Here is a 26,713-nt window from a genome sequence, read left to right on the forward strand (position 1 = left end):
CCAAGTGGAATTCAAAGTGGCTGTCCCTCCAGACCGCCCCCCCCGGTGCTTCGGTCGATGTACAAAAGAAGGGGAGGGGGGGGGGGGGGGGGGGGGACCCCCCCCCCCCCCCCCCGCTTTTGCTGTTTCGCTGTTTGCGGACTGCCCCTTCACATGTTTACGGTCATGGGCCGCTCAAAAGTCCCCGTCATCAAGGACGCATTGAAGATGAAGCAGTCTGCCGTCAAGACCCTCGGTGTCGCCGCTCTCGGCGCCGCTTTCGCCGCCGCCGGTGCGGGTGTCGCCACCGCCGCTCCGGGCCTGCCCGACGCCACGGACGCGCTCGGCTCCGCCACCTCGATGCTGCCCGTGGAGCAGGTCGCCGACAACCTGCCCGCCGGTGGCCCCGAGGCGGTAGCCGCGGGCCAGAACGCGGTCGGCAGCACCCTGGAGGCCGCCGCGCCGACCGTCGCGAAGCTCGGCGAGAGCACCAAGCCCGCCGCCGACAGGTCGGTCAAGCCCGCCGACCCGGTCGCCGGTCTGCTCGGCGGCCTGCCGGTCTCCGGCGCCCTGCCGACCCAGGGCCTGCCCCTGCAGGGCCTGCCGCTCGACGGTCTGCCGCTCGGCTGATCCTCGCCGGTCACCGCGTACGCCGATGGGGCGCACCCTCGAAGTGAGGGGGCGCCCCATCGGCGTACATATGTGGCGGCGAAGGACGCCGGTTCACCAGGCGGCCTGCGAGGTCTTGCCCTCGGTGGGCAGCAGGACCCAGAGCGCGATGTAGAGCAGGAACTGCGGTCCGGGAAGAAGGCACGAGAGCACGAAGATCACGCGCATCGTGGTCGCCGATGTGCCGAAGCGATGGGCGAGGGCGGCACAGACTCCGCCGATCATCCGGCCGTTCCTGGGGCGGGCAAGGGCGGTCATGAGGGCTCCTTCGTGAACCGTCGGTATGAGGTCGTTCGGGGCGTTTACCCCGATGACTCAAAGTTACGTTCACGAAGCGGGCGAGGCGTCGCTCTAGGGTGCGATGCCGACCCTGGGAATCGTCGGGGTCGGACCCTGAGGAGCGTCCTCCCAAAGGAGGGGCACCCGATCCTCCAGGTCGGTACGGCGGCGGAGTCTGGCCCTGGCCGCGGGCACCACGGCGACGTGCGCGAGGGCCACGCCCACCGTGTTCAGGAGCAGCGAGTCGATGTCGACGACCTGCCCGGGAACCCCGGTCTGCAGCAGTTCGATGCCGAGCGAGATCAGGGCGCCCGCCGCGACAGTTCGCACCAGCGAACCGAGCGGCGAGACATGGACCCGCCCTCCGGCGAGTGGGAGCAGCAGGCCGAGCGGGGCCAGAAGCAGCAGACTGCCGCCTATGTGCCGGGTCGCCTCGACAGGGCCGAGTGCCAGATCCGCCTTGATGCCGGCGAACGGCTGAAGGTTCGCCGCGCTGACCCAGGGCACGTCCAGTGGACGCAGCGTGAGCCACGCGACGAGCAGAAGATGCGCGACGAGGAGGAATCCTCCTGTCGCGCGGAAGCGAATGGCGGCCCCGTGGCCGCCCGAGCCTTGACGCACGCCCCCCAAGACGCACCTAGTGGCAGGATCGGTTCCGCGTATCTCCTCCCGGTACGCGGCGCTGTCCTGATCGCACAGCGTGACTGTCCGGTTCGGCTACTTCACCGTTTCGGTGGGCGGAGCCACCGTTCCGGGGCGCTGGCGGACCGCCTGGGTGCATTCGTAGCGGCGCAGCGGCTCGTCGCCGGGGCCGCCCATGATCACCTGGCGGTCGGCGTCCGCCGCCGCGCTGTCCGCGAAGGTGCACACGATCTGAGCCAGTGCGAACGCCGACAGGTCATCGGGAGACGTACTGAACCGCAGCGCGTCCTCGGGGTCCCCCTTCGCGGGGCCGCTGACGACCGTCCCGGCGCGCACGTCCGTCGCGAAGCCCGCCTGCTTCTCGGGGCCCGACGGGGTGTGCGCCAGCTCGTCGAGGAGCGCCTGCGCGATGCGGACCCGGTCGGTCGCCGCCTTCTTGGAGGGGATCCGCACCGACCGGTCGACGGTCACCAGCTGCGCCGCGCACACCAGGAAGACCTGCACAGGGACTCCGCTGGTGGACTGCGACGCGATGTTCGACCCGGACATCACGCAGGGCACGCGGGAGGGCCCGGGACCGAAGTCCGTGGGCACCTCCGTCGAGCGGATCCCGCAGCCCGCGAGCGTCGCGGTCAGCGCGGCGGCGATGAGGGCGGCACGCAGCCGTCGGCGGTTCATGGTTTCTCTCCCTCGACGGCGTCGTCACCGTCCGTGCCCTCGTCCGTGTCGTCGAGCAGCTCCGACGGATCGCGCGGCAGCCACAGCGTGAACACCGCGCCGCCCTTCGGCGAGTTCGCCGCGGTGATCTCCCCGCCGTGGATGTGCGCGTTCTCCAGGGCGATGGAGAGCCCAAGACCACTGCCCTCCGAACGCGGCCTGGACGCGCTCGCCTTGTAGAACCGGTCGAAGACGTGCGGCAGTACGTCCTCGGGGATGCCGGGGCCTCCGTCGCGTACCGCGATGACGAGCCTCTCGCCCGCGAGCCGCACCGAGACCTTCACCGGGGAACCGCCGTGCTTGAGGGCGTTGCCGATCAGGTTCGCCAGGATGACGTCGAGGCGGCGCGGATCGAGCCGCACGATGATGCCGCGCTCGGCGTCCAGCTCGACCGCGTCGAGCCAGGCACGGGCGTCGATGCAGGCCGTGATCTGGTCGGCGATGTCGACGTGATCGAGGACGAGCCGGGCCGTGCCCGCGTCGAAGCGGGTGACCTCCATCAGGTTCTCCACCAGGTCGTTCAGGCGGCGCGTCTCGCTGACCACCAGACGCACGGCGGGCTCGATCATCGGGTCGACGCTGCCGGTCTCCGCGTCCAGCTCCTCCTCGAGCACCTCCGTCACCGCGGTGATCGCGGTCAGCGGCGTGCGCAGCTCGTGCGACATGTCGGCGACGAAGCGCCGCGACGCCTCGTCACGGGCGCTCATGTCGTCGACCTTCTTCTCCAGGCTCTCCGCGGTCCGGTTGAACGTCCGTGACAGATCGGCCAGTTCGTCCGTGCCCGACACTCTCAGGCGCGTGTCCAGCTTGCCCTCACCGAGCCGCCGCGCGGCGACGCCGAGCCGGTGCACCGGCTTGAGCACGGTGGTCGCCGCGGCCTGCGCGAGCAGCGCGGAACCGATCAGCGCGAGCCCGGTGGCGATCGCGAGCGACCAGCCGAGCGAGCTCAGGTCCTTCGCCTCCGGCTCCAGGGACTTGAGCATGTAACCGGTAGGCCCGCCGCCGATCACCTTGGCACCGCCCACGAGATAGGGGGTGCCGTTGTCGACGGTCCGCTGCCAGTACAGGTGGTACGGACTCTTGTTGCTCGAGGTGAGCGGCTGCTCCTTGTTCACCGTCTTGCGCAGCGACTTGGGCACGTCGGCCAGCGTGAAGGCGTCCAGGTCGGAGTAGCCGACGATCGTGTCACCGTCGGTGTCCTGCCCGATCAGGAGCACGCTGTAGCGCTGGCTGCTGTTGGCCATCGTCCCGGCGGCCTGTTGCAGTTCGTCCTGGGTCGGATTGGGCGGCAGCGCGCCGGCGCGGGTCTGCATCTCCTGCTGGAAGTCCTTAAGGGCCGCGTCCTGCGCACGGGTCAGGACCGCCTCGCGGTTCAGCCAGTACGCGATTCCGGAGGCCGTCACGGCGGCGGTGAGCGCCACGAGCCCGAACACCACGACGAGCCGGAGCCGCAGACTCGTGAAACGGAGCCCCGCCATTATCGCCCTGCGCGCCGCGGCCCAACCGCGGAGCCTGTCCTGCGGTTTGGTCACTGAGGCGTGTCCAGCCGGTAGCCGACTCCACGCACCGTACGGATCAGTGTCGGCGAGGACGGCACGTCCTCCACCTTCGCGCGCAGGCGCTGCACACACGCGTCCACGAGCCGGGAGTCGCCGAGGTAGTCGTGCTCCCACACCAGACGCAGCAACTGCTGTCGCGAGAGCGCCTGTCCGGGCCTGCGGCTCAGCTCCAGGAGCAGCCGCAGCTCGGTCGGGGTGAGCTGCAGATCCTCGCCGTTCTTCGTGACGGTCATCGCGGCGCGGTCGATGACGAGCGAACCGAACGCCGCCGCGTCATTGGCCTCGCGCTCACCGCGCCGCAGAACCGCACGGATACGGGCGTCGAGCACCCGGCCCTGCACGGGTTTCACCACATAGTCGTCGGCACCGGACTCGAGCCCGACGACCACGTCGATGTCGTCGTTGCGCGCGGTCAGCAGGATGATCGGCAACTGGTCGGTGCGCCGGATGCGACGGCACACCTCGAACCCGTCGATGCCCGGCAGCATCACATCCAGCACGATCAGGTCCGGCCGCTGCTCACTGAGCAGCTTCAGGCCGTCCTCGCCGGTGGCAGCAGTAGCCACCCGATGCCCTTGGCGGGTGAGCGAAAGCTCAAGGGCCGTTCGGATGGCGTCGTCGTCCTCGATCAGCAACAGGGAAGGCACGGACGCCATTCTGTCCCATGGCACGGTCACAGTTCGACTCTTGGTCGTTCCCCGGGTCCACAAAGGGCTGGTCGGTACCCCATCCCACACTTCTCCCTCACACATGGAACCGCTGTTGCAGGCCTGTGACAGTCGGCGGACACCGTCATGAAGTGGGTCGGGCAGAGTTTTGGTCAGACGGAAAGAGCCGGACACCACCGACGGGGGGCGCGAGATGAACACGCTGCACAGCACCAGCTCAAGCGCAGTAATCACGCGACTCCACGACGTGATCCGGACCGCCGAGAGGCACGAGAAGTCCGGTGCCGTGAGCGGGCGGGGGTGCGCTCGCGGCACCGGGCGTCAGCACACCGCGTACATGACGGTGGTTGACGCGCACCGGGGGGAAACCCACGGGGACAACGGGGGAACCGACGGGGAGGCTCACGGGGGAGCCGCGTACGGGGAGGGCACGGGGGAACGCGCATCGGCGTCGGAGGCGGAGTTCACCGCCTACGTCCAGGAGCGTCGTGCCTCCCTGTACGCAACCGCCTACCACCTGACCGGTGACCGTTTCGAGGCCGAGGACCTGCTCCAGAGCGCCCTCTTCTCGACGTACCGGGCCTGGGACAGGATCAGCGACAAGGCCGCGGTCGGCGGATACCTCCGCCGCACCATGACCAACCTGCACATCAGCGCCTGGCGGCGCCGCAAGCTCAACGAATACCCGACCGAGGAGCTGCCGGAGACGGCGGTCAACACGGACGCGATGCGTGGCACCGAACTCCGCGCGGTTCTCTGGCAGGCCCTGGCCCACCTCCCGGAACTGCAGCGGACGATGCTGGTCCTGCGTTACTACGAGGGCCGCACGGACCCCGAGATCGCGGAAATCCTCGACATCAGCGTGGGCACGGTGAAGTCCAGCATCTGGCGCTCCCTGCGCCGGATGCGCGAGGACGAGATCCTCAGCTTCGGCCGTGACCAGGAGGAGTCCTTCGGCGAGTTGGTCGCCTAGGGATCACGGGGGCCGCCGCTCCCGGGGGGAGGCGGCGGTTGCAGGGGGGAACGGGGTCCACGGGGGGAACGGGGATCTCGGGGGAGGAAAGTGGCGGGACCGGAAGGCCGGGGGGTCTTTCCGGTCCTTCTGCTTTGGGTCCTTCTGCTTTGGGTACTGCGCGCTTCTGGTGCTGCTCATTGTTCTTGTGCGCGGCGCGCGTTCTAGAGAACGGCTCCCCGGGCCTTGACACACCGTCCGGCCGCGGCGGCGGCAAGTCGCCCCAAGGCCTCGTCCTTTCCACAGGGATGAGCGCCCAGCGCGGTCTGCCGGGCGACGATGGCGCGCTCGGCGCGCATCAGCCGCCACCCGCGGCGCAGCAGGAACGCCACGGACTTGCGGCCCTCGCGCAGATCCCGCAGAAGCCGCCGCCGGAAGGTGGTGGAGGGTCGGCCACGCAGACAGATCGCGTCGGCGAGCACACCGATCTCCCGGCACCGCTCCACGATGTCCGCCGCGAAGATGCCCTCCGCGATGAAGAGGGGGGTGCGCTCGATGTCCATCGAGGCCTCGCCCGTACGTGAACTGGTGGAGATGTCGTAGAGAGGAACGCTTGTACGTCCCGTACGGCACAGCCGCTCGATGGCGGCGAGGGCGACGTCCGCGTCCCAGGACGCGGGAGAGTCCCAGTCGATGTCCGAGCTGCCGGGGACCTGCGGCAGCGTCGGGTCGTCACCCTCCTTGTAGAAGTCGTCGAGGCACAGGACGGGCAGCCCGGAGCGGGTGGCGAACGACGACTTGCCTGAACCGGAGGGTCCGGCGAGCAGCACGACTCGGGTGGGTATCGGGAGATGGGAACTCACGAGAGACCAGTGTGCGGCATTGCGCCGCCCAGGCGACCCGAAGGGTAGGGCTTTGGTACCCACATCCCACCTCAACTACGCTACGTGGGCATCTGATTACTCAAGAGGATATGGGCGGTACCCATGGCACGGCACGCAACAGCCTCCAAGCACCTCTCCCGCGCCCTGCTGCGCGCGGGTCTGACGGTGAGCATCGCGGGCACGGCACTCGGCATCGGCGGCGCGGCGACGGCGAGCGCCGCGCCCGCACCCGCGCCCGCTCCCGCTCCTCAGGCGTCCGACAACCTGCCGGCGGCCGGTGAGGGGGTGCTCCGGGCGATGCAGGAGGTCACCGCCGGTGGGCTCGGGCCCATCAAGCACCTGAAGCTCAACCCGCTCGCGGGCACCGGGTCCGACCCGCTGGACAACGCGGTGGGCACCAAGATCGCGGACTTCAAGCCGGTCTCGACGGCGCCGTTGACGGCCCCGCTGACGAGTGGAGGATCGCTGAGCGAACTGCCCCTCGTGGGCCAGGCCACGACGCTGCTGCCCGGCTAGTCCCTTGCCCGGCCAGTACCTGGCCCGGCTGGCTAGTCCCTCGCCCGGCCAGCACCCGGCCCGGCTGGCCCCCGGCGCGGAGTCACTCCCCTGTCAGTCCTTCCGCAGGGGGACTTCCCGCACCAGCCACGCCACCGCGAAGGCCAGCGCGCCGAGCAGCGCGGCGCCGAGGGCCACACCGTGCATGCCGCTGGTGACCGCCGTGCGTACCGCATCTCGTACCTCGTCCGGCATCTCGTGGACCGCCTCGGGCGTCCACGAGGTGCCGCCGTCCGGCATGCCGCCCGACGTCAGTCGGCTCGTGTAGACGGCGCCCATGACGGCGATGCCCAGCGAGCCGCCGATCGTGCGCAGGAGGGTGGTGGTGCCGGTGGCGGCGCCCATGTCGCGCGGCTCCGCGCTGTTGATGGTGATGAGCAGGGTGCTCTGGATCAGGAAGCCCATGCCCGCGCCGAGCACGAACGTCAGGGCGGAGGTCACGGCGGTGGGGGTGTCCGCGCCGACCGAGAGGAGCGCGAGGCCGCCGACGGCCGTCGCCGCGCCGCCGACGATGGTGTAGGCGCGGTAGCCGCCGCCGTTGGACGTGATCCGGCCGAGCAGGAGCTGCGCCCCGAACATGCCCGCCATCAGCGGGAGCAGCAGCATGCCGCTGGCCGTCGACGAGGCGCCGCGTGCGAACTGCATGTACTGCGGCAGGTAGGAGGACGCCGCGAGCATCGCCGCGCCCACCAGGAACGTCAGGACCTGGGCGAGCGTGAAGTTGCGGTCGGCGAAGAGCCGGGGCGGGATGATCGGTTCGGCGGCCCGCCGCTCGACCCGTGCGAACCAGACCAGGGATCCCGCGCCGATCACGCCGAGCCCGAGGATCTGCGGCGACGCCCATCCGTACGTCGTCCCGCCCCAACTGCCGAGCAGTGTCAGGGCGAGGATTCCCGTGGAGAGCAGGGCGGCGCCCGCGAAGTCGATGCGGGCCGTGACGCGCTCGGTGCGCAGGTGCAGGCGCAGGCCGATGATGAGCAGGGCGATCCCGCCGACGGGCACGTTGACGTAGAAGACCCAGCGCCAGTCCAACTGGTCGGTGAGGAAACCGCCGAGCAGTGGCCCGCCGACCAGCGCCACGGGCATCATCGCGCCGACCATCGACTGCGAGCGGCCCGCCTGTGACGGCGGCAGCATGACGCCGATGATCGAGATGGCGCCGACCATCAGACCGCCCGCGCCGAGGCCCTGCACGGCGCGGAAGGCGATGAGCTGGCCCATGTCCTGGGCGAGCCCGGAGAGGACCGAGCCCGCGAGGAACACGGCGATGGAGCAGATGAAACTGCCCTTGCGTCCGTACAGATCGCCGAGCTTTCCCCAGATGGGCGTGGAGACCGAGGCGGTGAGCAGGTAGGACGTCACCACCCACGAGAGGTGATCGAGGCCGCCGAGGTCACCGACGATCGTGGGCAGGGCGGTGCCCACGATCGTGCCGTCGAGCAGTCCGAGCATCAGGCCCAGGAGCAGCCCGAAGAGGACGAGCTTCGACGGTCCGCTCTCGCCGGTGGGTGGCTTGGCGGAGGGCGGTGGTCCGGCGGCCTCGGGGCCCGTGGCGTTCGTCGTTTCCGTGGTCCGGCTCATGGCTGGTCCCCCTGGTGATGGGTGGCGGGCGTCGCGTCAGGCGGCGTACGGGGTATGGGACTTGGCGTCCCGCAGGGCGTGCGCCCACCAGGCCAGTTGGTCGAGCAGCGCCTTGGCCGCCGTGTCGACCGCGGAGTCGTCGACAGAGCCGTCCTCGCCGAAGCGGCCGAAGGCGCTGTGGAAGCTGACCGTGTTGCGGATGGTCATGGCGTTCAACTCGGCCATGACCAGGCGCAGTTGCTCCACCGCGCGCAGGCCGCCGGAGAGTCCGCCGTAGGAGACGAAGCCGATCGGCTTCCCGTGCCACTCCGTGTTGTGCCAGTCGACGGCGTTCTTCAGGGACGCCGGGAAGCTGTGGTTGTACTCCGGCGTGACGAAGAGGAACGCGTCGGCCGCCGCGAGGCGCGGCGAGACCAGGGCGAGTGCCTCCTCGGTGCCGGGTGCGGGCGGCTGCCCGAAGGCGGGGAAGACGGTGGGCAGCGGGGTCTCGGCGAGGTCGACGACATCGGTGGTCATGTCGTCGCGCTGGTCGAGATGAGTGGTCAGCCACCGGGTGACGACCGGCGCGAAGCGGCCCTCGCGGGTGCTGGCGACGACGACGGCCACGCGGAGAGGACTGCTGGTTCGGCTGCTGCTGGACATGGGGACCCCCTGGGAGAACCTGAATGTGTACGGCGTATCTGGCCGCGTACAACGTACACGCGGAATGTGTACAGCGTCTACTGGTGGATACGTTGTACGCTCACGTTCCGACGATCCGAGAGGGGCCCGGCTGTGGCTGGCCAGAAGAAGGACGGCAAGGCGGCGCCGGACAAGTCGCTCTGGGAGCGCCTCGAACAGCCGGTGGCCGCGCCACGGGCGTCGCTGTCCCTGGAGCGGATCGGTGCCGTGGCCGTGCGGGTCGCCGACGCGGAGGGCCTCTCCGCCGTCACCATGCGGCGGCTCGCCACCGAGCTGGGGGTCGCGCCCATGGCCGCGTACCGGCACGTCTCGGGGAAGGACGACCTGTGGGCGCTGATGGCCGAGCGGGTGGCCGCCGAGCACCGCGTCCCCGAGGGGCTGACCGAGTGGCGTGAGGTGCTGCGGACCTTCGCCCTGCTGACCCGGGAGTCGATGCTGCGCCACCCGTGGGTGGGTCAGCTGCCCACGGCCCTGTTCGTGCTCACACCGGGCCGGGTGGCCATCGCCGAGCGGCAGTTGGCGTCCCTTGACGGCCTCGGGCTCGATGAGGACACGATGATGATGGCCTTCCGCACGGTCAGCGCCTACGCGCACGGCGCGGCCTCGTCCGAGGTGGCCCTCCTTGAGTGGACGCAGGCCGAGGGCTGGTCGTCAGGGGCCGAGACCCGCATGGGCCTCGCGCCGCAGATGACGTACCTCATGGAGACCGGCCGCTATCCCACCTACCGGCGCTACGGTCAGCGGTCGCGGCGCAAGGACGACGCCACCTGGACGTTCGAGACGGGCCTCGACTGCGTCCTGGACGGGATCGCGGCCCGGCTGGGCATCTGAGCCGCCGGAACCCACCGGCACAGGCCGGAAAGGGCGAAGCCCCGGCCCTCCTGGACGGAGGAGGGCCGGGGCCAGTTGGTTCCAGCGGTTCAGTACTCAGTACTCAGTAGTCAGTACGAGGAGCCGGACGCGCCGAGCGAACCCGTGGGGTGCCAGACCGTCTTGGTCTCCAGGAAGGCCGTCAGGCGGTGCGTGCCGGGATCCGCCGACCAGTCCACAGGCTGTGGACGGAGAACGCGCTTGAGGTTGTCCGCCGCGGCGACCTCCAGCTCCTTCGCCAGTACGTCGTCCTCGACGCCCGCGAGGTCGATCGCGTTCACGTCCTGGTGCGCGGCGAGCGACGGGGTGATCTCCGCCGTCCTGCCGGACAGGATGTTCACGACGCCGCCGGGCAGGTCCGAGGTGGCGAGCACCTCGCCGAGCGAGAGCGCGGGGAGCGGGGAGTCCTCGCTGGCGATCACCACGGCCGTGTTGCCCGTCGCGATCACCGGGGCGATCACCGAGACCAGGCCGAGGAACGACGACTTCTGCGGGGCGACGACCGTCACCACGCCCGTCGGCTCCGGCGAGGAGAGGTTGAAGAAGGGGCCCGCGACAGGGTTGCCGCCGCCCACGATCTGGGCGACCTTGTCGGTCCAGCCCGCGTACCAGACCCAGCGGTCGATCGCCGCGTCCACGACGGCGGCGGCCTTCGACTTGGACAGGCCCTCCGCCTCGGCGACCTCACGGACGAACTGGTCCCTGCGGCCCTCCAGCATCTCCGCGACGCGGTAGAGGATCTGGCCGCGCAGATAGGCCGTCTTGCCCGCCCAGCCGCCCTGCGCCTTGCGCGCGGCCACGACGGCGTCACGCGCGTCCTTGCGGGACGACAGCGGGGCGTTGGCCAGCCACTTGTCCTTAGAGTCCGTCACCTCGTACACCCGGCCGCTCTCGCTGCGGGGGAACTTGCCCCCGACGTACAGCTTGTAGGTCTTGAAGACACTCAAACGCTGCTCAGACATCGAGGTAAGCCTCCAGGCCGTGGCGGCCGCCCTCGCGGCCGTAACCCGATTCCTTGTAGCCGCCGAAGGGCGAGGTCGGGTCGAACTTGTTGAACGTGTTGGCCCAGATGACGCCCGCGCGCAGGCGATCGGCGACCGCGAGGATGCGGGAGCCCTTCTCCGTCCAGATGCCGGCGGAGAGGCCGTACTGGGTGTTGTTGGCCTTGGCCACGGCCTCTTCCGGCGTACGGAAGGTGAGGACCGAGAGCACCGGGCCGAAGATCTCGTCGCGGGCGACGGTGTGCGCCTGCGTGACGTTCGTGAAGAGCGTCGGCGCGAACCAGTAGCCGGACGAGGGGAGTTCGCAGGGGGCGGACCAGCGCTCGGCGCCCTCCGCCTCGCCGGTCTCGGTGAGGGCGGTGATGCGGGCGAGCTGCTCGGCGGAGTTGATCGCGCCGATGTCCGTGTTCTTGTCGAGCGGGTCGCCAAGACGCAGGGTGGTCAGGCGCCGCTTCAGGGCGTCGAGCACCTCGTCCTGGACCGACTCCTGTACGAGGAGGCGCGAGCCCGCGCAGCAGACCTGGCCCTGGTTGAAGAAGATGCCGGTGACGATGCCCTCGACGGCCTGGTCGATGGGGGCGTCGTCGAAGACGATGTTCGCGCCCTTGCCGCCCAGTTCGAGCGTGACCTTCTTGTCCGTCCCCGCGACCTGGCGCGCGATCGCCTTGCCGACGGCGGTCGAGCCGGTGAAGGCGACCTTGTTCACGTCCGGGTGGGCGGTGAGGGCCGCGCCCGCGTCGCCGTACCCGGGAAGGATGTTGACGACGCCCTTGGGCAGGCCCGCCTGGCGGCAGATGTCCGCGAAGAACAGGGCGCTCAGGGGAGTGGTCTCCGCGGGCTTCAGGACGACCGTGTTGCCCGTCGCCAGGGCCGGGGCGATCTTCCAGGCCAGCATCAGGAGCGGGAAGTTCCAGGGGATGACCTGGCCCGCGACACCGAGCGGCCTCGGGTCCGCGCCGTACCCCGCGTGGTCGAGCTTGTCGGCCCAGCCCGCGTAGTAGAAGAAGTGCGCGGCGACCAGGGGGAGGTCGGCGTCGCGCGTCTCCTTGATGGGCTTTCCGTTGTCGAGGGTCTCCAGGACGGCCAGTTCGCGGCTGCGCTCCTGGATGATCCGCGCGATACGGAAGAGGTACTTGGCGCGCTCGGCGCCCGGAAGGGCCGACCACTTCTCGAAGGCCTTGCGGGCGGCCTTGACCGCGCGGTCGACGTCCTCGGAGGAGGCCTGCGCGACCTCGGAGAGGACCTCTTCGGTGGAGGGCGAGACGGTCTTGAAGACCTTGCCGTCCGCCGCCTCGACGAACTCGCCGTCGATGAACAGGCCGTACGAAGGCGCGATGTCGACGACGGAGCGGGACTCCGGTGCGGGGGCGTACTCAAAGGCCGTGGAAGCCGAAGGTGTGGAAGTCATGGGTCAGTCCACCGTCACGTAGTCGGGGCCGGAGTAGCGGCCCGTGGCCAGCTTCTGGCGCTGCATCAGCAGGTCGTTGAGGAGCGATGAGGCGCCGAAGCGGAACCAGTGGTTGTCCAGCCAGTCCGCGCCCGCGGTCTCGTTCACCAGGACGAGGAACTTGATCGCGTCCTTGGAGGTGCGGATGCCGCCCGCGGGCTTCACGCCGATCTGCACGCCGGTCTGCTCGCGGAAGTCGCGCACGGCCTCCAGCATCAGGAGGGTGTTCGCGGGAGTCGCGTTGACGCCGACCTTGCCGGTCGAGGTCTTGATGAAGTCCGCGCCCGCGAGCATGCCGATCCAGGACGCACGGCGGATGTTGTCGTACGTGGACAGCTCACCGGTCTCGAAGATGACCTTGAGCCGGGCCTCGCCGGACGCTTCCTTCACGGCGCGGATCTGCTCGAACACCGTCATGTAGTCACCCGCGAGGAAGGCGCCGCGGTCGATGACCATGTCGATCTCGTCGGCACCCGCCGCGACGGCCTCGCGGACGTCGCCGAGCTTCACGTCGATGGCGGCGCGGCCCGCGGGGAAGGCGGTCGCGACGGAGGCAACCTTGACGCCGCTGTCGCCGACGGTCTCCTTGGCGGTGGCCACCATGTCCGGATAGACGCAGACCGCGGCGGTCATCGGGGTGCCGCGGTCGGTCGGATCCGGGTGCACGGCCTTCGCGCCGAGCGCCCGGACCTTGCCCGGGGTGTCGGCGCCCTCCAGCGTCGTCAGGTCGATCATCGAGATGGCGAGATCGATGGCGTACGCCTTCGCCGTGCTCTTGATCGAACGCGTGCCGAGCGCCGCGGCGCGCGCTTCGAGGCCGACCGTGTCGACGCCGGGCAGCCCGTGGAGGAAGCGGCGCAGCGTGCGGTCCGACGCCGTGGCGTCAGTCAGTGCGTGTGCAGGTGCGGATGCATTGGGCATGGTCACGAGGGGAGCATATCTACGCGCGTAGCGGCTGTACAGAGGGCGGGTGACGAGTGGGTTGCCCCACTTCGGGAGGGCAGCTCCCCCAGGGCCCGCCCAGGGCCCGCCCAGGGCTCCCGTAGGGCTCTCGTACCGCTCTCGGCGGGTTCAGGCAGAATCAGGGGTATGACCGACCCCCAGCCTCCCGTGGTGGAGCCCGAGCACCCCGAGTACAAGGACCGGACCTTCCGGTCGTCCGGCGGTATCGCCGGAGGCGTCCTGCTGCTCGCCCTCGGCGGCTGGCTCGGCATCGACGCGATGATCCGGGGCGAGGGCCGCACCCCGTGGCTCGCGCTCGCCGGACTGCTCCTCGCGGTGCCGCTCGTCGTCGCCTTCACCGTGCGCCCCGCCGTGTACGCCAACGACGACCGGCTCCGCATCCGGAACCCCTTCAGGACCATCACGCTGCCGTGGGCGTCCGTCTCGGGCCTCCGCTCCGGGTACTCGAACGAGGTCTTCACCCAGTCCGGCACCAAGTACCAGCTCTGGGCCATCCCGGTCTCCCTGCGTGGCCGCAAGAAGGCGTCCCGGAGGAAGTCGCAGGGGGCGGCGGCCGGTGATCCGAGCGTCGTGAACGCGCGGCGGCCCGCTGAGGCGCACTCCCTGCGCGCACCCGGCGACCAGATCATGGACGACCTGCGCGAACTCTCCGAGCAGCGTGTCGGCGCGGAGTCGGCGCAGGGCGAGCCCGCGGTGCGCTGGGGTTACGAGGTCATTGCTCCTGCCGCGGTCGGGGCGGTGCTGCTCGTGGTGCTGCTCGCCATCGGCTAGGAGGCCATCGGCTAGGAGGGCCACCACCGGCTTGGAGGGCCCACGTGCTTAAGGCGGGCCGTGCCAGCCCAGCAGCATGTGGCCGCCGAACGCCGCCGATGTCACTGCCGCCGCCACCATCACCGTGACGACGACATGGACGCGCGCACGCGCAAGGGCCGCCGCGAGCGGCAGGAGCAAGGGGAAGGCGGGGAGCAGGAAGCGGGCCCGGGGGAAGTAGACGCCCTTGCTGCCGAGGACGATCAGGAGCAGCAGCCCCGTGAAGAGCAGCAGGGGCAGCGGCTGCCGGTCGCCCACCGACAGGACGAACAGCGCCGCGGACGCGAGCAGCGTCGCCGTCACCATCATCAGGAACAGCTGCGGACGCTCGACCGACAGCAGGTCCCGCACGGTCCGCAGGGTTCCCACCCCGCCGTCCCACTCGTTGTGCCACAGCGCCTGTACGGCGAAGTAGCCGTCCCAGCGCCCGAGCCGGAACCCCACCCAGGCGACGTACGAAAGCCAGCCGAGCGGGGCGAGCAAAGCGCCCAGGAGGGTGCGTACCGCGAGACGCCGTCCCTCTTCTCCTTCTTCTCCTTCCGGGCGCCCCTGACGTCCTTGGCGCCACAGTGTGAGCAGCGCCGTCAGGGAGACCGCGGCCGCGAGCGCGACACCCGTGGGGCGGGTCAGGCCCGCCAGCGCGGCCAGCGTGCCCGCCCAGATCCAGCGCCCGGTGAGTACGGCGTACAGCGCCCACGCGGTGAGTGCCGTGAAGAGCGACTCCGTGTAGCCCATCCACTGCACGAGCGCGACGGGGAGCGAGCCCCAGAGCGCGGCGAGCAGGACGCCCGCCCTGCGTCCGTACAGCCGGTCGCCCACCGCGAAGATCCCCCACGCAGCGAGGAACGAGCAGACGACGGCGACCGCGAGCCCCACGGCCCCGCGCGGCTCCGGCACGAGCACGCTGCCCGCCCTGATGAGCAGGGGGTGCAGCGGGAAGAACGCGAGGTTGTTCGCGTCGATCCGGGTGCCCAGCGTGTGCGTGTAGCCGGTGTCGGCGATCTTCAGGTACCAGTCGCAGTCCCATGACTCCGCCAGGAGGTGCCAGACGTCCCGGTGCTCCCCGCGTGCCCAGAGGGCGAAGACCAGGGCACCGAAGAGGCGTACGGCGGCGTACGCGAGGAGTGCGGGGGATGCGTGCCGAAGGGCGCGGGCGGAGCGGTTCGGGGTGCTGTGGGGAGGGCGGGACGGGTGGGCGACCCCGGGTGCGGCGGTGGGCGCCGAGGCGGTCGAGGTGTCTGGGGTCGGTCCGTACGGCACTGCGGCAGCTCCCGGAACGTGATCGTGCGCTGCCGGTCACCCTTCCCGGGGGACCGGCAGCGCACGGATCGCTGCCGCAGCCGCGTCGGAGGAACCACTCGGACGGGTGGCGGCGGGCGGCGGGTGGCGGGTGAGACCGCCCGCCGCAGCCGTTCGGCGGAGGCTCGCGGCCCTGCGGCCGTTCGTCGGATGCCCGCGGCTGTTCCTCGGATGCCCGCAGTCGTTCCTCAGATGCCCGCGGCCGCCGACAGGTCGCGCTTGATCGCCGAAAGGAGGTCCGTCGCCTTGGCGCGGGCGGCGGGCAGGTCGGCCTTCGCCGTCACCGGGACCACCACCTCCAGGTAGCACTTCAGCTTCGGCTCCGTGCCGCTCGGGCGCACGATGACGCGGGCCCCGTCGAGCGTGTAGCGCAGGCCGTCCGTGGGCGGCAGCGTGTCCGTGCCCTGCGTCAGGTCCTCGGCCTTCGTCACGGGCAGGCCCGCGAGCGCCGTCGGCGGCTCCTCGCGCAGGCGGCGCATCGCGTCCGCGATCAGGGAGAGGTCCTCCACGCGGGCCGACAGCTGGTCGGTGGCGTGCAGGCCGTGCTCCACGGCCAGGTCGTCCAGGAGGTCGAGCAGCGTGCGGCCCTGCTCCTTGAGCTCGGACGCCAGCTCCGTGAGCAGGAGCGCCGCCGTGATGCCGTCCTTGTCGCGTACGCCTTCAGGGTCCACGCAGTAGCCGAGGGCCTCTTCGTAGCCGTAGCGCAGGCCCTCGACGCGGGCGATCCACTTGAAGCCGGTGAGGGTCTCCTCGTACGGGAGGCCCGCCTTCTCCGCGATCCGGCCCAGGAGGGAGGAGGACACGATCGACTCGGCGAACGTGCCGCGGGCGCCCCGGCGTACGAGATGGGCCGCCAGGAGCGCGCCGACCTCGTCGCCCCGGAGCATGCGCCAATCCGTGCCGTCCTTGACCGCCGCCGCGCAGCGGTCCGCGTCCGGGTCGTTGGCGATGATCAGGTCCGGGTCCACCTCGCGGGCCTTCGCGAAGGAGAGGTCCATCGCGCCCGGCTCCTCCGGGTTGGGGAACGCGACCGTGGGAAAGTCCGGGTCGGGCTCCGCCTGCTCGGCGACGAGGGCGGGCGCGGGGAAGCCGGCTCGGGCGAACGCGGCCAGGAGAGTGTCCTTGCCGACGCCGTGCATCGCCGTGTAGACCGTGCGGGCCGTACGGGGGGAATCAGGGGCCAGGACGGCGTCCGTGCGGGCCAGGTAGGCGTTCAGGACGTCGTCCGTGAGGGTCTCCCAGCCGGACTCGGGGCGGGGGACGTCGTGGAGCGTGGCGACGGCGTCGATCCGCGCGGCGATCTCCGCGTCCGCGGGCGGGACGATCTGGGAGCCGTCGCCCAGGTAGACCTTGTAGCCGTTGTCGCGCGGGGGGTTGTGGCTCGCCGTGACCTCTACGCCCGCGACCGCGCCGAGGTGCCTTATGGCGAAGGCCAGTACGGGGGTGGGGAGAGGGCGGGGGAGTACCGCTGCCCTGAGGCCCGCGCCGGTCATGACGGCCGCGGTGTCGCGGGCGAAGTCCGTGGACTTGTGGCGGGCGTCGTAGCCGATCACGACGAGGCCGTCGGTCTGGCCCTTGGACTTGAGGTACGCGGCGAGGCCCGCTGCCGCGCGGATGACCACGGAGCGGTTCATGCGCATGGGGCCCGCGCCGAGCTCGCCGCGGAGGCCTGCGGTGCCGAACTGGAGGGTGCCGCTGAAACGGGCGGCCAGCTCTTCGGTGTGCGCGGTGTCCGCGGTGTTCGCGGCGGCTGCGGTGGCCGCGGTGTCGATGAGCTTCGCGAGTTCCTCGCGGGTCTCGGGGTCCGGGTCCTCGGCCAGCCAGGTCTGGGCGCGGGCGATGAGTTCAGAGTCGTCCAGCACGTTTCTTCAGCCTCTCGTATGCGGAGTTCTATTGCTGGGCCCGGGTGCCTGCCCTGCGGGGGGCTTTCTGCCTGTGCGGGGTACGCCTACCCGGCGCGGTCGGCGGTCTCCCCTGTCCCACCGCTGCGCGGCGGATATCTCCCACCCACCCGCCCGATTACCCCGGGTCGGGTTCTCCTGTTCCGCCGCTGCGCGGCGGGTGTTTCCCCGCCCACCCGCCCGATTGCCCCGGGTCGGGCAGGTGTCCCCTGTCCGGCCGCTGCGCGGCCGATGTCTCCCACCCACCCACCCGATTGCCCCGGGTCGGGTAGGTGTTTTGCCCTGCGTCGGGGCGCGTTTGCCTGTTCGGGTGTTGCGCGGCCGGTGTGGCCCCCGGGAGCGGGGAGGGCTTGTGCGCTTGGCTGAGGATGCGGGGTGATCGGGTGGGTGGGCGGGAAAGCCTGTGCGGCAGCGGCCAACGCAGGGTGCCAGGCGAAATGCGCGGAGCCCCGCCAGGCAGAGGCGCCCCGCCAAACAAGGCACCCCCCCGGGGCAGAAGCGGCCCCCGCCAGGCAAGGCAGCGCCCTCAGGCAAAGGCGCCCCCGCCCGGAAAAATCAGATACGCCCCAGCACCTGACCCAGCAGCTCCCCCATGCGGGTAGCACTGTCGCGGCCCGCCTGGAGCACCTCCTCATGGTTCAGCGGCTCGCCCGTCATGCCCGCGGCGAGGTTCGTGACCAGGGAGATGCCGAGTACCTCCGCGCCTGCCTCGCGCGCGGCGATCGCCTCGAGGACCGTCGACATGCCCACCAGGTCCGCACCGATCGTGCGGGCCATGCGGACCTCGGCCGGGGTCTCGTAGTGCGGGCCGGGGAACTGTGCGTAGACGCCCTCTTCGAGGGAGGGGTCGATCTCCTTGCAGAGGGCGCGCAGGCGCGGGGAGTAGAGGTCCGTGAGGTCCACGAAGTTCGCGCCGACGATCGGCGACGTGGCCGTCAGGTTCAGGTGATCGCTGATCAGGACCGGCTGGCCGGGGCGCATGCCCTCGCGCAGGCCGCCGCAGCCGTTCGTCAGCACGATCGTCTTGCAGCCCGCGGCCACCGCGGTGCGCACGCCGTGCGATACGGCGGCGACGCCACGGCCCTCGTAGTAGTGGGTGCGGCCCAGGAAGACGAGCGCGCGCTTGTCACCGACCTTGAAGGAGCGGATGCGGCCGCCGTGTCCCTCCACCGCCGGCGGCGGGAAGCCGGGCAGCTCGGTGACGGGGAACTCGGCGTCGGGCACGCCGAGCGCGTCCACCGCCGGTGCCCAGCCGGAGCCCATCACAAGGGCTACGTCGTGGGTCTCGGCGCCCGTCAGCTCACGCAGGCGCGCGGCGGCGGCGTCGGCGGCGGCGTAGGGGTCGCCCTGGATGTCGTCCGGAATAACTGAAGCGTTCACGCGGATGAGAGTAGCCGCTCGCGCCCTACGCGCGTAGATGACGATGCTCACGGGATTCGGATCGTTGTCTTGTCGTTTCCGACGAGAGGCCCGGGGCCAGTGAATGAAGAGCGAAGAAGGGCGAAGAAGGGCGGAGAAGAGCGAGCGAGGAAGAGCAGAGAAGGGGGTCTGGCAATGGGGGAGGGGCTAGCAGGGACGCTTCCGGAGTTCCATCACATAGTCGTGCGGCGCTCCCGCGGTCTCCGCCGCGTCCGCCAGCTCACCCAGATAGCGCGCCGATGGCAGCCCGCCCTCGTATCCGTTGAGGACGTACACCCACGCAGGTTCCTCGCCGTCGAGGGTGTGCACCCGCACCCGCATCCGACGGTAGATGTCGAGCCCCACGCCCTCCCACCGGTCCATGGAGTCCTCGTCCATGGGGGCGACGTCGTAGAGAGTCACGAAGACCTGTGAGCGCGGCGCCTCGACGATGGTCGCGAGCGCGCCCTCCCACCCCATGTGCTCCCCGCCGAACGTCAGCCGCCAGCCGTTCAGCCAGCCGGTCTGGCGCAGTGGCGAGTGAGGGGCGCGGCGTGACATGAGCCGCGGATCCAGATTGCCGGCGTACGCGGCGTAGAGCGACATGTGGTCGAGGGTACGGCAGGCGACGCGTGTGCCCCTCCGGTGACGGAAGCACCCTTTTGTAGGAAGAACTGCCCAGGCGTGCAGCTGAACGTATAGCTGTCCATGCAGCCGGACATGCGGCCGGATACGTAGCGTCCATGCAGCTGGACATGCAGCCGGATACGTAGCGTCCACGCAGCCGGACACTTAGCCGGACATGTGGGAGGAACAGCCCGGATGGAGCCCCCGGGGCGAAGCACCTTGAAGCGTGCGGGACAATGGAGTACGTGACTCGGATCGTGATCATTGGCGGCGGACCCGGCGGATACGAGGCGGCACTCGTTGCCGCCCAGCTCGGCGCGGAGGTGACCGTCGTCGACTGCGACGGTCTGGGCGGGGCGTCGGTGCTCACCGACTGCGTCCCGTCCAAGACTCTGATCGCCACGGCCGAGGTGATGACAAGCTTCGACTCCTCGTACGAGGAGCTCGGCATCATCGTCGCGGACGACACGCCGCACATCGACACTCCCGCGCGCGTCGTCGGCGTCGACCTGGGCAAGGTCAACCGGCGTGTGAAGCGCCTCGCGCTCGCGCAGTCCCACGACATCACCGCCTCCGTCACCCGCGCGGGTGCGCGCGTGCTGCGCGGCCGTGGCCGTCTGGAGGGCCAGCAGGACACCGACGGTTCGCGCAAGGTCGTCGTGCGCGCGGCCGACGGGACCGAGGAGACCCTCGTCGCCGACGCCGTGCTCATCGCCACCGGCGGGCACCCGCGCGAGGTCCCCGACGCGCTGCCCGACGGCGAGCGGATCCTGAACTGGACCCAGGTGTACGACCTGGACGAGCTCCCCGAAGAGCTCATCGTGGTCGGCTCCGGTGTCACCGGTGCCGAGTTCGCCGGTGCCTATCAGGCGCTCGGGTCGAACGTCACGCTCGTGTCGAGCCGTGACCGCGTGCTGCCCGGCGAGGACCCGGACGCCGCCGCCGTCCTCGAGGACGTCTTCAGGCGCCGCGGCATGAACGTCATGTCGCGCTCGCGCGCCGCCTCCGCCAAGCGTGTGGGCGACCGCGTGGAGGTGACGCTCGACGACGGCCGCGTCATCTCCGGTACGCACTGCCTGATGGCCGTGGGCGCCATCCCGAACAGCAGTGGCATGGGCCTCGCGGAGGCCGGGGTCCGGCTCAAGGACTCGGGGCACATCTGGACCGACAAGGTGTCGCGGACGTCGGCGCCCGGTGTGTACGCCGCCGGTGACGTGACCGGGATCTTCGCGCTCGCCTCCGTCGCCGCCATGCAGGGGCGCATCGCGATGTACCACTTCCTGGGCGACGCGGTGCAGCCGCTGAACCTGAAGACCGTGTCGTCGAACGTCTTCACCGACCCCGAGATCGCGACCGTCGGCTACAGCCAGTCGGACGTCGACGGCGGCAAGATCGACGCCCGTGTCGTGAAGCTGCCGCTCCTGCGCAACCCGCGCGCGAAGATGCAGGGCATCCGCGACGGCTTCGTCAAGATCTTCTGTCGCCCCGGTACGGGCATCGTGGTGGGCGGTGTGGTCGTCGCGCCGCGCGCTTCGGAACTGATCCACCCCATCGCGATCGCGGTCGACAACAATCTGACGGTCGAGCAGATCGCGAACGCTTTCACCGTGTATCCATCCCTTTCGGGGTCGATCGCGGAGGTCGCGCGTCAACTTCACACGCGAAAGTCGGCGGGCGAAGGCTGATCGCGGACAGATCGTCGGTTGAACGGCGACTGATCGGGTTTCGAGCGGGTATTAACTCTGCGCAGGTCACGGGCTGTTGCGTCCCATTCGCCCGGCATAGGCGGCGTGGATAGGTCCTATACCACTTCCCGCCTAGCCGTGCGAACAACTTCTGCAATTCGGCGCAAACTGCTGAAAGCAGACGGTCGTTGGGGTTACTGTCAGTTTCGTGTTCGCTGCAGAACGTCGCCAATTGATCCTCGAAATGGTGCGGGCCAACGGAGCGGTATCGCTCCGGGAGCTCGCCCGCGTCGTCCAGACCTCCGAAGTGACCGTACGGCGGGACGTGCGCGCGCTGGAGGCAGAAGGACTCCTCGACCGCAGACATGGCGGTGCGGTATTGCCGGGCGGATTCACGCGGGAGTCCGGCTTTCCGCAGAAATCACATCTCGCGACCGCCGAGAAGACGGCTATCGCCGATCTCGCGGCGGGACTCGTCGAAGAAGGCGAAGCCATCGTCGTCGGGGCGGGTACGACCACGCAAGAGCTGGCCCGACGGCTCGCGCGGGTGCCCGGTCTGACCGTCGTCACCAACTCCCTCCTGGTGGCACAGGCCCTGGCCCATGCCAACCGCGTCGAGGTCGTCATGACCGGCGGCACTCTGCGCGGGTCCAACTACGCGCTCGTGGGCAGCGGGGCCGAACAGTCCCTGCAGGGCCTGCGGGTCTCGCGCGCCTTCCTGTCGGGCAGTGGTCTGACCGCCGAGCGCGGCCTCTCCACGTCCAACATGCTGTCGGCGAGCGTGGACCGTGCGCTCGTCCAGGCGGCGGCCGAGGTCGTGGTCCTCGCGGACCACACCAAGCTCGGCACCGACACGATGTTCCAGACGGTGCCGACGGACGTCATCACCCGCCTGGTCACGGACGAACCACCCACGCACGACGACCGTGCGGCCACCGAACTGCAGGCCCTGGCTGACCAGGGCGTACAGATCGCGGTCGCGGGCGGGAACGCGAGCTCCAACTCCGGATCAGGGGTGGATTCCGTCCCGGCGCGACAGCCGCGCCGGGACGTGCCCCTGCCGGGTCAGCGCCGTAACCACGGTGGTCACGGGGCAGGTCCTGGGGCGCAGTTGCGCAGTGCGGTGCTCGGGGAGCAGCAGCCAGGGGAGCGTTCCGCGCGGGTGGCGGATCTACGCCGCCGTTGAACCGGCCGCCGGGCCCCGAACGGGCTCTTCGGGTGCCGACCCTTCGGGCGCCGAGCCTTCGGGCTTCAGGCCGCGCAGGGTCAGCATCAGAAGGCGGTCGGCCAACTCCGGCTCGTCGGGGGTCTCTTCGGCGGCCAGCGCGATCGCGTTGGTCAGCTGCATCAGATCGCCGATCGAGACGCCGTGGCGTACGGCACCGGCTTGTTGCGCCCGCACGAGCAGGGCCGTGCCCGCCTCGCGCATCGGCCTGCTGCACCGGGAGAGTGCCGAACTGTCGTCGTGCGACGCCGACATGAGGGCGCGGGAGAGCCCGCGGTACTCACCCGCATGAGTGATGATGGCGCGGAGCCAGGTCACCAGGGCCGAGCAGGGGTGCGGATCCTTGAGCAGCGCGTGGGAGTGCTCGAGGAGATCGCTCACCGCCTCTTCGAAGACGGCGCTCATCAAAGCGTGCCGGTTGGGGAAGTGGCGGTAGAGGGTGCCGATGCCTACGTTCGCGTGGCGGGCGATGTCCTCCAGGGAGGCGTCCGTGCCGTGCTCGGCGAAGGCCGCGCGCGCTTGGGCGAGGAGCCGGTCGTAGTTGCGGCGCGCGTCAGCTCTCTTCAAGCGGGGGCGCTCTTGCGGGCTCTCTGCCATGGCGTGCCTCCCTGAACGTACGCGTGGCTCAAGTCTGCCCGAAGCGTGCGTACCGTCGATCACCGGCTCCGCCGAGTTCGTCCTCAATCGCCGGACGGGCTGAATACTTCGCTGGCCGGGCTGGATGCTCCAGCCCGGCCAGCGTAAGAGAAACGCTCTGCGGATCAGTCCTTGATCTCGCAGATGACCGCGCCGGAGGTCAGGCTCGCGCCCACCTCCGCCGTGAGGCCCTTGACCGTGCCCGAGCGGTGCGCGTTCAGAGGCTGTTCCATCTTCATGGCCTCCAGGACGACGACCAGGTCGCCTTCCTGGACCTCCTGGCCCTCCTCGACCGCGATCTTGACGATCGTGCCCTGCATGGGCGACGCGAGGGTGTCACCGGAGGCCGCGGGGCCGGACTTCTTCGCCGCGCGCCGCTTGGGGCGGGCGCCGCCCGCGGCGGCGGTGCGGGCGATGGTCATGCCGAGCGAGGAGGGGAGCGAGACCTCCAGGCGCTTGCCGCCCACCTCGACGACGACCGTCTCGCGGCCAGGCTCCTCGTCCGTCTCGGTGTCGACCGCCGCGGCGAACGCGGGGATCTCGTTGACGAACTCGGTCTCGATCCAGCGGGTGTGGATCGTGAACGGGTCGGCGGAGCCGGTCAGTTCCGGGGCGAAGGCCGGGTCCTTGACGACCGCACGGTGGAAGGGGATGGCCGTGGCCATGCCCTCCACGGTGAACTCGTCGAGGGCGCGCGCGGCCCGCTGCAGGGCCTGCTCGCGCGTCGCGCCGGTCACGATCAGCTTGGCCAGGAGCGAGTCCCACGCCGGGCCGATCACCGAGCCGGACTCGACGCCCGCGTCCAGACGCACGCCGGGACCCGACGGCGGGTCGAAGAGGGTCACGGTGCCCGGAGCGGGCAGGAAGCCGCGGCCCGGGTCCTCGCCGTTGATGCGGAACTCGAAGGAGTGACCGCGCAGTTCGGGGTCGCCGTAGCCCAGTTCCTCGCCGTCGGCGACGCGGAACATCTCGCGGACCAGGTCGATGCCCGCGACCTCTTCGGTGACCGGGTGCTCCACCTGCAGACGGGTGTTGACCTCCAGGAAGGAGATCGTGCCGTCGGTGCCGACGAGGAACTCCACGGTGCCGGCGCCCACATAGCCGGCCTCCTTGAGGATGGCCTTGGACGCCGCGTACAGCTCGGCGGTCTGGGCCTCGCTCAGGAACGGCGCGGGGGCCTCCTCCACCAGCTTCTGGTGGCGGCGCTGCAACGAGCAGTCACGGGTGGAGACGACGACCACGTTGCCGTGCTGGTCGGCCAGGCACTGGGTCTCCACGTGCCGCGGCTTGTCGAGGTAGCGCTCCACGAAGCACTCGCCGCGGCCGAAGGCGGCCACGGCCTCGCGCACCGCGGAGTCGTACAGCTCGGGGACCTCTTCGAGGGTCCGGGCCACCTTCAGACCGCGCCCGCCGCCACCGAAGGCGGCCTTGATCGCGATCGGCAGGCCGTGTTCCTCGGCGAAGGCCACGACCTCGTCGGACCCGCTGACGGGATCGGGCGTACCGGCCACCAGCGGGGCACCCGCGCGCTGCGCGATGTGCCGGGCGGCGACCTTGTCCCCCAGGTCACGGATGGCCTGCGGCGGCGGTCCGATCCAGATCAGATCGGCGTCCAGCACGGCCTGGGCGAAGTCGGCGTTCTCCGAAAGGAAGCCGTAACCGGGGTGGATCGCATCCGCCCCCGCATCCTTGGCCGCGGCCAGCACCTTGGAAATGTCCAGGTAGCTGGTGGCCGGAGTGTCACCGCCCAGGGCGAACGCCTCATCTGCCGCGCGTACATGCAGAGCGTCCCGGTCAGGATCTGCGTAGACGGCTACGCTCGCGATCCCTGCATCCCGGCATGCCCGAGCAACGCGGACAGCGATTTCGCCACGGTTGGCGATGAGCACCTTGCGCACGATGGCTCCCTCCTTGAAACAAGCCGAGTTTAGGGACTGCCGACACGACCTTTCGACCCGTCCCCAGTGGTGAGCTTGCCCACACGGAGCGTGATCCGGGGCCTGCCCGTCCGCGAAATCCCTTGTCGCACCACGGTACGCAGGGTCCCTTGCGGTGAGACTAACGCGCCGGTGTGGTCAAGGTCTCTGTGAGAGCGTGCTGCGGCAGAGGGGCATTCTTTGTGGAGTCCCTACGAATGGCCCAATGATTCTTTGCCCTCGGCACAGCTCTTGTCCCCTGGTTTACCCGTTAGTAGCGTTCGCGATGCTGAAAGAAGGCCTGTGGCCCGGAGGGCCCCGTTGAGGGGTTCGCGGTCGGGCGACGGGCGGGCGTACTAGCGGTAACAGTGGAAGAGGGTGGGCGCCGTGGCGCGTAGACCGGTGGCCTGGGTGGGCGCGATCGTGCTCCTGGTCGAGGCGGTGGGCATCGCGTTGCTCAACTGGTTCCTGGGACTCGTCGTGAACAAGCAGGACATGTCGCTCGCCGGGCTCGACCCGCACGCGATGTCCGTGTCGACGTGGATCGCGGGCGGCCTCTTCGGCCTCTACCTCGCGCTGTGCGGCGTCATCATGCTGCGCTCGGCGATCCGCGACCGCGCGCCGGGCCGCTTCGGGCGGCTGCTCCTGATCAGCGCCGCCGTGGTGCACGGCGTGCTCGGGGCGTTCTCGATCGGCCTGGTGGGCTGGGCCGCCTTCGTCTTCATGATGGTCGTGCTCGGCCTGATCGTCCTGACCCTCGTGGCGTACGACAAGAAGCCCGCCGTGGTCTCCGACGAGCCGCACGTCGGCAAGGGGCAGGCGGGCGGCGGCGCACCGGAGAACGGCGCCCCACAGCCCGCCTGAGCCCGTACAAGGCCTCCTGCGGCTACTTCGCCCACAACTCCGTGATGCCGACACCCAGTTCGGCGAGGAGGCGGCGGAGCAGCGGCAGCGAGAGGCCGATGACGTTGCCGTGGTCGCCCTCGATCGAGTCGATGAAGGGGGCCGAGAGGCCGTCGAGCGTGAACGCGCCCGCCACGTGCAGGGGTTCGCCGCTCGCCACGTAGGCGGCGACCTCCTCGACCGAGGGCTCGCCGAAGCGGACGACGGTCGAGGCGAGCGCCGACACATGCCGTCCGGCCACGGTGTCGTACACACAGTGGCCGGTCTGCAGGACGCCCGCGCGGCCACGCATGGACTTCCAGCGGGCGGTGGCCTCCTCGGCGTCGGCGGGCTTGCCCAGCGCTTCTCCGTCCAGTTCGAGGACCGAGTCGCAGCCGACGACCAGGGCGCCCTTCGCGTCCGGCCGCGCGGAGACGACCGACGCCTTGGCCTCGGCCAGGGCGACGGCGAGCTCGGCGGGGGTCGGTGCGGAGATCGCGTCCTCGTCGACCCCGCTGACGATCACCTCGGGGGCGAGACCGGCCTGGCGCAGGAGGCCGAGCCGTGCGGGGGACTTGGAGGCGAGGACGAGACGGCGGGGCTGATCACTCATGCGGCCAGCGTAGCGAGCTTCAGCCGGTGAGCCTCAGTGCAGGCCGAGGACGAACATCGCCACGACCATCGCCAGGGCGAGGACGAGTCCCGCACGGCGCATCTTCACCTGCATGTCCCGCATGTCCTTGGGCGGGTTGTTCTCGGGGTCCGACCACAGCATGTCTCCGATACTGCTCGCGGTGACGTGGGGGGGGGGGGGGGGGGGGGGGGGGGGGGGGGGGGGGAGGAACAAGCCCCCCCCACCAACGAACCCCAAGCAGAGAACGAGCACG

The 26,713-nt window shown here is 70.4% G+C and carries 27 protein-coding genes; 8 read left to right on the top strand and 19 right to left on the bottom strand.

The window, feature by feature from the left end:
* Window positions 1-207: 207 nt before the first annotated feature.
* Window positions 208-609: an ATP-binding protein gene (locus ACZ5CR_RS13855; protein ID WP_468857110.1), complete on the top strand. Its 402-nt coding sequence runs from the start codon at window positions 208-210 to the stop codon at window positions 607-609.
* A gap of 93 nt (window positions 610-702) precedes the next feature.
* On the opposite strand, the gene ACZ5CR_RS13860 is transcribed toward ACZ5CR_RS13855, so the two are convergent.
* From ACZ5CR_RS13860 to afsQ1, 5 genes are all read right to left on the bottom strand, one after another.
* Entirely contained in the window at window positions 703-906 is a 204-nt protein-coding gene (locus ACZ5CR_RS13860) for a PspC domain-containing protein (protein WP_389904007.1), read from the bottom strand.
* A 93-nt stretch (window positions 907-999) separates the two neighbouring features.
* A complete protein-coding gene (locus ACZ5CR_RS13865; protein WP_468857114.1) occupies window positions 1,000-1,548 on the bottom strand; it encodes a VanZ family protein in 549 nt (182 codons plus the stop codon).
* A 96-nt stretch (window positions 1,549-1,644) separates the two neighbouring features.
* Window positions 1,645-2,247 carry a hypothetical protein gene (locus ACZ5CR_RS13870; RefSeq protein ID WP_468857116.1) on the bottom strand — a complete coding sequence of 201 codons (603 nt, stop codon included), beginning with the start codon at window positions 2,245-2,247 and terminating at the stop codon, window positions 1,645-1,647.
* Complete coding sequence (locus ACZ5CR_RS13875; RefSeq protein WP_468857117.1) at window positions 2,244-3,764, bottom strand: ATP-binding protein; 1,521 nt, start codon at window positions 3,762-3,764, stop codon at window positions 2,244-2,246. The genes ACZ5CR_RS13870 and ACZ5CR_RS13875 overlap by 4 nt, the downstream gene beginning before the upstream one ends.
* A 50-nt stretch (window positions 3,765-3,814) precedes the next feature.
* Window positions 3,815-4,492, bottom strand: coding sequence for a two-component system response regulator AfsQ1 (afsQ1, locus tag ACZ5CR_RS13880; RefSeq protein WP_389904000.1), 678 nt, complete (start codon window positions 4,490-4,492; stop codon window positions 3,815-3,817).
* Between the two features lie 214 nt (window positions 4,493-4,706).
* On the opposite strand from afsQ1, the gene ACZ5CR_RS13885 reads away from it, so the two are divergent.
* On the top strand, window positions 4,707-5,486 hold the full coding sequence (locus ACZ5CR_RS13885; RefSeq protein ID WP_468857121.1) for a SigE family RNA polymerase sigma factor: 780 nt from the start codon (window positions 4,707-4,709) through the stop codon (window positions 5,484-5,486).
* Between the two features lie 203 nt (window positions 5,487-5,689).
* Here the strand turns inward: ACZ5CR_RS13885 and ACZ5CR_RS13890 are convergent, their stop codons facing one another.
* Window positions 5,690-6,328, bottom strand: a complete 639-nt coding sequence (locus tag ACZ5CR_RS13890) for a uridine kinase family protein (protein ID WP_468857124.1) — start codon at window positions 6,326-6,328, stop codon at window positions 5,690-5,692.
* Between the two features lie 123 nt (window positions 6,329-6,451).
* On the opposite strand from ACZ5CR_RS13890, the gene ACZ5CR_RS13895 reads away from it, so the two are divergent.
* Window positions 6,452-6,865 (top strand): hypothetical protein, encoded by a 414-nt coding sequence (locus ACZ5CR_RS13895; RefSeq protein ID WP_468857127.1) that lies wholly within the window; start codon window positions 6,452-6,454, stop codon window positions 6,863-6,865.
* A 93-nt stretch (window positions 6,866-6,958) separates the two neighbouring features.
* Here the strand turns inward: ACZ5CR_RS13895 and ACZ5CR_RS13900 are convergent, their stop codons facing one another.
* Both ACZ5CR_RS13900 and ACZ5CR_RS13905 read right to left on the bottom strand, forming a co-directional pair.
* Window positions 6,959-8,485, bottom strand: coding sequence for an MDR family MFS transporter (locus tag ACZ5CR_RS13900; RefSeq protein WP_468857130.1), 1,527 nt, complete (start codon window positions 8,483-8,485; stop codon window positions 6,959-6,961).
* A 36-nt stretch (window positions 8,486-8,521) separates the two neighbouring features.
* Window positions 8,522-9,127: an NADPH-dependent FMN reductase gene (locus ACZ5CR_RS13905; protein WP_468857133.1), complete on the bottom strand. Its 606-nt coding sequence runs from the start codon at window positions 9,125-9,127 to the stop codon at window positions 8,522-8,524.
* 132 nt (window positions 9,128-9,259) lie between these two features.
* Between ACZ5CR_RS13905 and ACZ5CR_RS13910 the strand changes: the two genes are divergently transcribed.
* Complete coding sequence (locus ACZ5CR_RS13910; RefSeq protein WP_468857136.1) at window positions 9,260-9,997, top strand: TetR/AcrR family transcriptional regulator; 738 nt, start codon at window positions 9,260-9,262, stop codon at window positions 9,995-9,997.
* 110 nt (window positions 9,998-10,107) lie between these two features.
* On the opposite strand, the gene ACZ5CR_RS13915 is transcribed toward ACZ5CR_RS13910, so the two are convergent.
* Genes ACZ5CR_RS13915 through deoC form a run of 3 tightly spaced genes read right to left on the bottom strand, consistent with a single transcriptional unit; the run spans window position 10,108 to window position 13,405 of the window.
* The gene (locus ACZ5CR_RS13915) at window positions 10,108-10,998 is read right to left on the bottom strand and encodes an aldehyde dehydrogenase family protein (RefSeq protein ID WP_468857139.1); all 891 of its coding nucleotides are present in this window, start codon (window positions 10,996-10,998) and stop codon (window positions 10,108-10,110) included.
* Window positions 10,991-12,445: an aldehyde dehydrogenase family protein gene (locus ACZ5CR_RS13920; protein ID WP_468857141.1), complete on the bottom strand. Its 1,455-nt coding sequence runs from the start codon at window positions 12,443-12,445 to the stop codon at window positions 10,991-10,993. Before ACZ5CR_RS13920 ends, ACZ5CR_RS13915 begins: the two co-directional genes overlap by 8 nt.
* Window positions 12,446-12,448: 3 nt before the next feature.
* Window positions 12,449-13,405: a deoxyribose-phosphate aldolase gene (deoC, locus tag ACZ5CR_RS13925; protein WP_468857467.1), complete on the bottom strand. Its 957-nt coding sequence runs from the start codon at window positions 13,403-13,405 to the stop codon at window positions 12,449-12,451.
* Between the two features lie 168 nt (window positions 13,406-13,573).
* On the opposite strand from deoC, the gene ACZ5CR_RS13930 reads away from it, so the two are divergent.
* On the top strand, window positions 13,574-14,218 hold the full coding sequence (locus tag ACZ5CR_RS13930; protein WP_468857144.1) for a PH domain-containing protein: 645 nt from the start codon (window positions 13,574-13,576) through the stop codon (window positions 14,216-14,218).
* A gap of 48 nt (window positions 14,219-14,266) precedes the next feature.
* On the opposite strand, the gene ACZ5CR_RS13935 is transcribed toward ACZ5CR_RS13930, so the two are convergent.
* The 4 genes from ACZ5CR_RS13935 to ACZ5CR_RS13950 all read right to left on the bottom strand — a co-directional run bounded on the left by ACZ5CR_RS13935 (window position 14,267) and on the right by ACZ5CR_RS13950 (window position 19,461).
* Complete coding sequence (locus ACZ5CR_RS13935) at window positions 14,267-15,517, bottom strand: glycosyltransferase family 39 protein (RefSeq protein WP_468857147.1); 1,251 nt, start codon at window positions 15,515-15,517, stop codon at window positions 14,267-14,269.
* Window positions 15,518-15,744: 227 nt separating this feature from the next.
* Window positions 15,745-17,415, bottom strand: coding sequence for a phospho-sugar mutase (locus ACZ5CR_RS13940; protein WP_468857468.1), 1,671 nt, complete (start codon window positions 17,413-17,415; stop codon window positions 15,745-15,747).
* 597 nt (window positions 17,416-18,012) lie between these two features.
* Entirely contained in the window at window positions 18,013-18,837 is an 825-nt protein-coding gene (locus tag ACZ5CR_RS13945; RefSeq protein WP_468857150.1) for a purine-nucleoside phosphorylase, read from the bottom strand.
* Between the two features lie 186 nt (window positions 18,838-19,023).
* On the bottom strand, window positions 19,024-19,461 hold the full coding sequence (locus tag ACZ5CR_RS13950; RefSeq protein ID WP_249588135.1) for a gamma-glutamylcyclotransferase family protein: 438 nt from the start codon (window positions 19,459-19,461) through the stop codon (window positions 19,024-19,026).
* 257 nt (window positions 19,462-19,718) lie between these two features.
* On the opposite strand from ACZ5CR_RS13950, the gene ACZ5CR_RS13955 reads away from it, so the two are divergent.
* Entirely contained in the window at window positions 19,719-21,167 is a 1,449-nt protein-coding gene (locus ACZ5CR_RS13955) for an NAD(P)H-quinone dehydrogenase (protein WP_468857152.1), read from the top strand.
* Window positions 21,168-21,375: 208 nt separating this feature from the next.
* Window positions 21,376-22,353: a DeoR/GlpR family DNA-binding transcription regulator gene (locus tag ACZ5CR_RS13960; RefSeq protein ID WP_468857155.1), complete on the top strand. Its 978-nt coding sequence runs from the start codon at window positions 21,376-21,378 to the stop codon at window positions 22,351-22,353.
* On the opposite strand, the gene ACZ5CR_RS13965 is transcribed toward ACZ5CR_RS13960, so the two are convergent.
* Both ACZ5CR_RS13965 and ACZ5CR_RS13970 read right to left on the bottom strand, forming a co-directional pair.
* Entirely contained in the window at window positions 22,339-22,989 is a 651-nt protein-coding gene (locus ACZ5CR_RS13965; protein ID WP_468857158.1) for a TetR/AcrR family transcriptional regulator, read from the bottom strand. The genes ACZ5CR_RS13960 and ACZ5CR_RS13965 overlap by 15 nt on opposite strands.
* A 164-nt stretch (window positions 22,990-23,153) precedes the next feature.
* Entirely contained in the window at window positions 23,154-24,926 is a 1,773-nt protein-coding gene (locus ACZ5CR_RS13970; RefSeq protein WP_468857161.1) for an acetyl/propionyl/methylcrotonyl-CoA carboxylase subunit alpha, read from the bottom strand.
* Between the two features lie 405 nt (window positions 24,927-25,331).
* Between ACZ5CR_RS13970 and ACZ5CR_RS13975 the strand changes: the two genes are divergently transcribed.
* Complete coding sequence (locus tag ACZ5CR_RS13975) at window positions 25,332-25,808, top strand: hypothetical protein (protein WP_468857163.1); 477 nt, start codon at window positions 25,332-25,334, stop codon at window positions 25,806-25,808.
* 22 nt (window positions 25,809-25,830) lie between these two features.
* Here ACZ5CR_RS13975 and ACZ5CR_RS13980 read toward each other — a convergent pair whose 3' ends face one another.
* On the bottom strand, window positions 25,831-26,439 hold the full coding sequence (locus tag ACZ5CR_RS13980) for a nucleoside triphosphate pyrophosphatase (protein ID WP_468857166.1): 609 nt from the start codon (window positions 26,437-26,439) through the stop codon (window positions 25,831-25,833).
* A gap of 33 nt (window positions 26,440-26,472) precedes the next feature.
* Window positions 26,473-26,601: a morphogenic membrane protein MmpB gene (gene mmpB / locus ACZ5CR_RS13985; RefSeq protein WP_468857168.1), complete on the bottom strand. Its 129-nt coding sequence runs from the start codon at window positions 26,599-26,601 to the stop codon at window positions 26,473-26,475.
* Window positions 26,602-26,713: the final 112 nt, after the last annotated feature.

Source organism: Streptomyces sp. NPDC031274 (assembly GCF_055570235.1).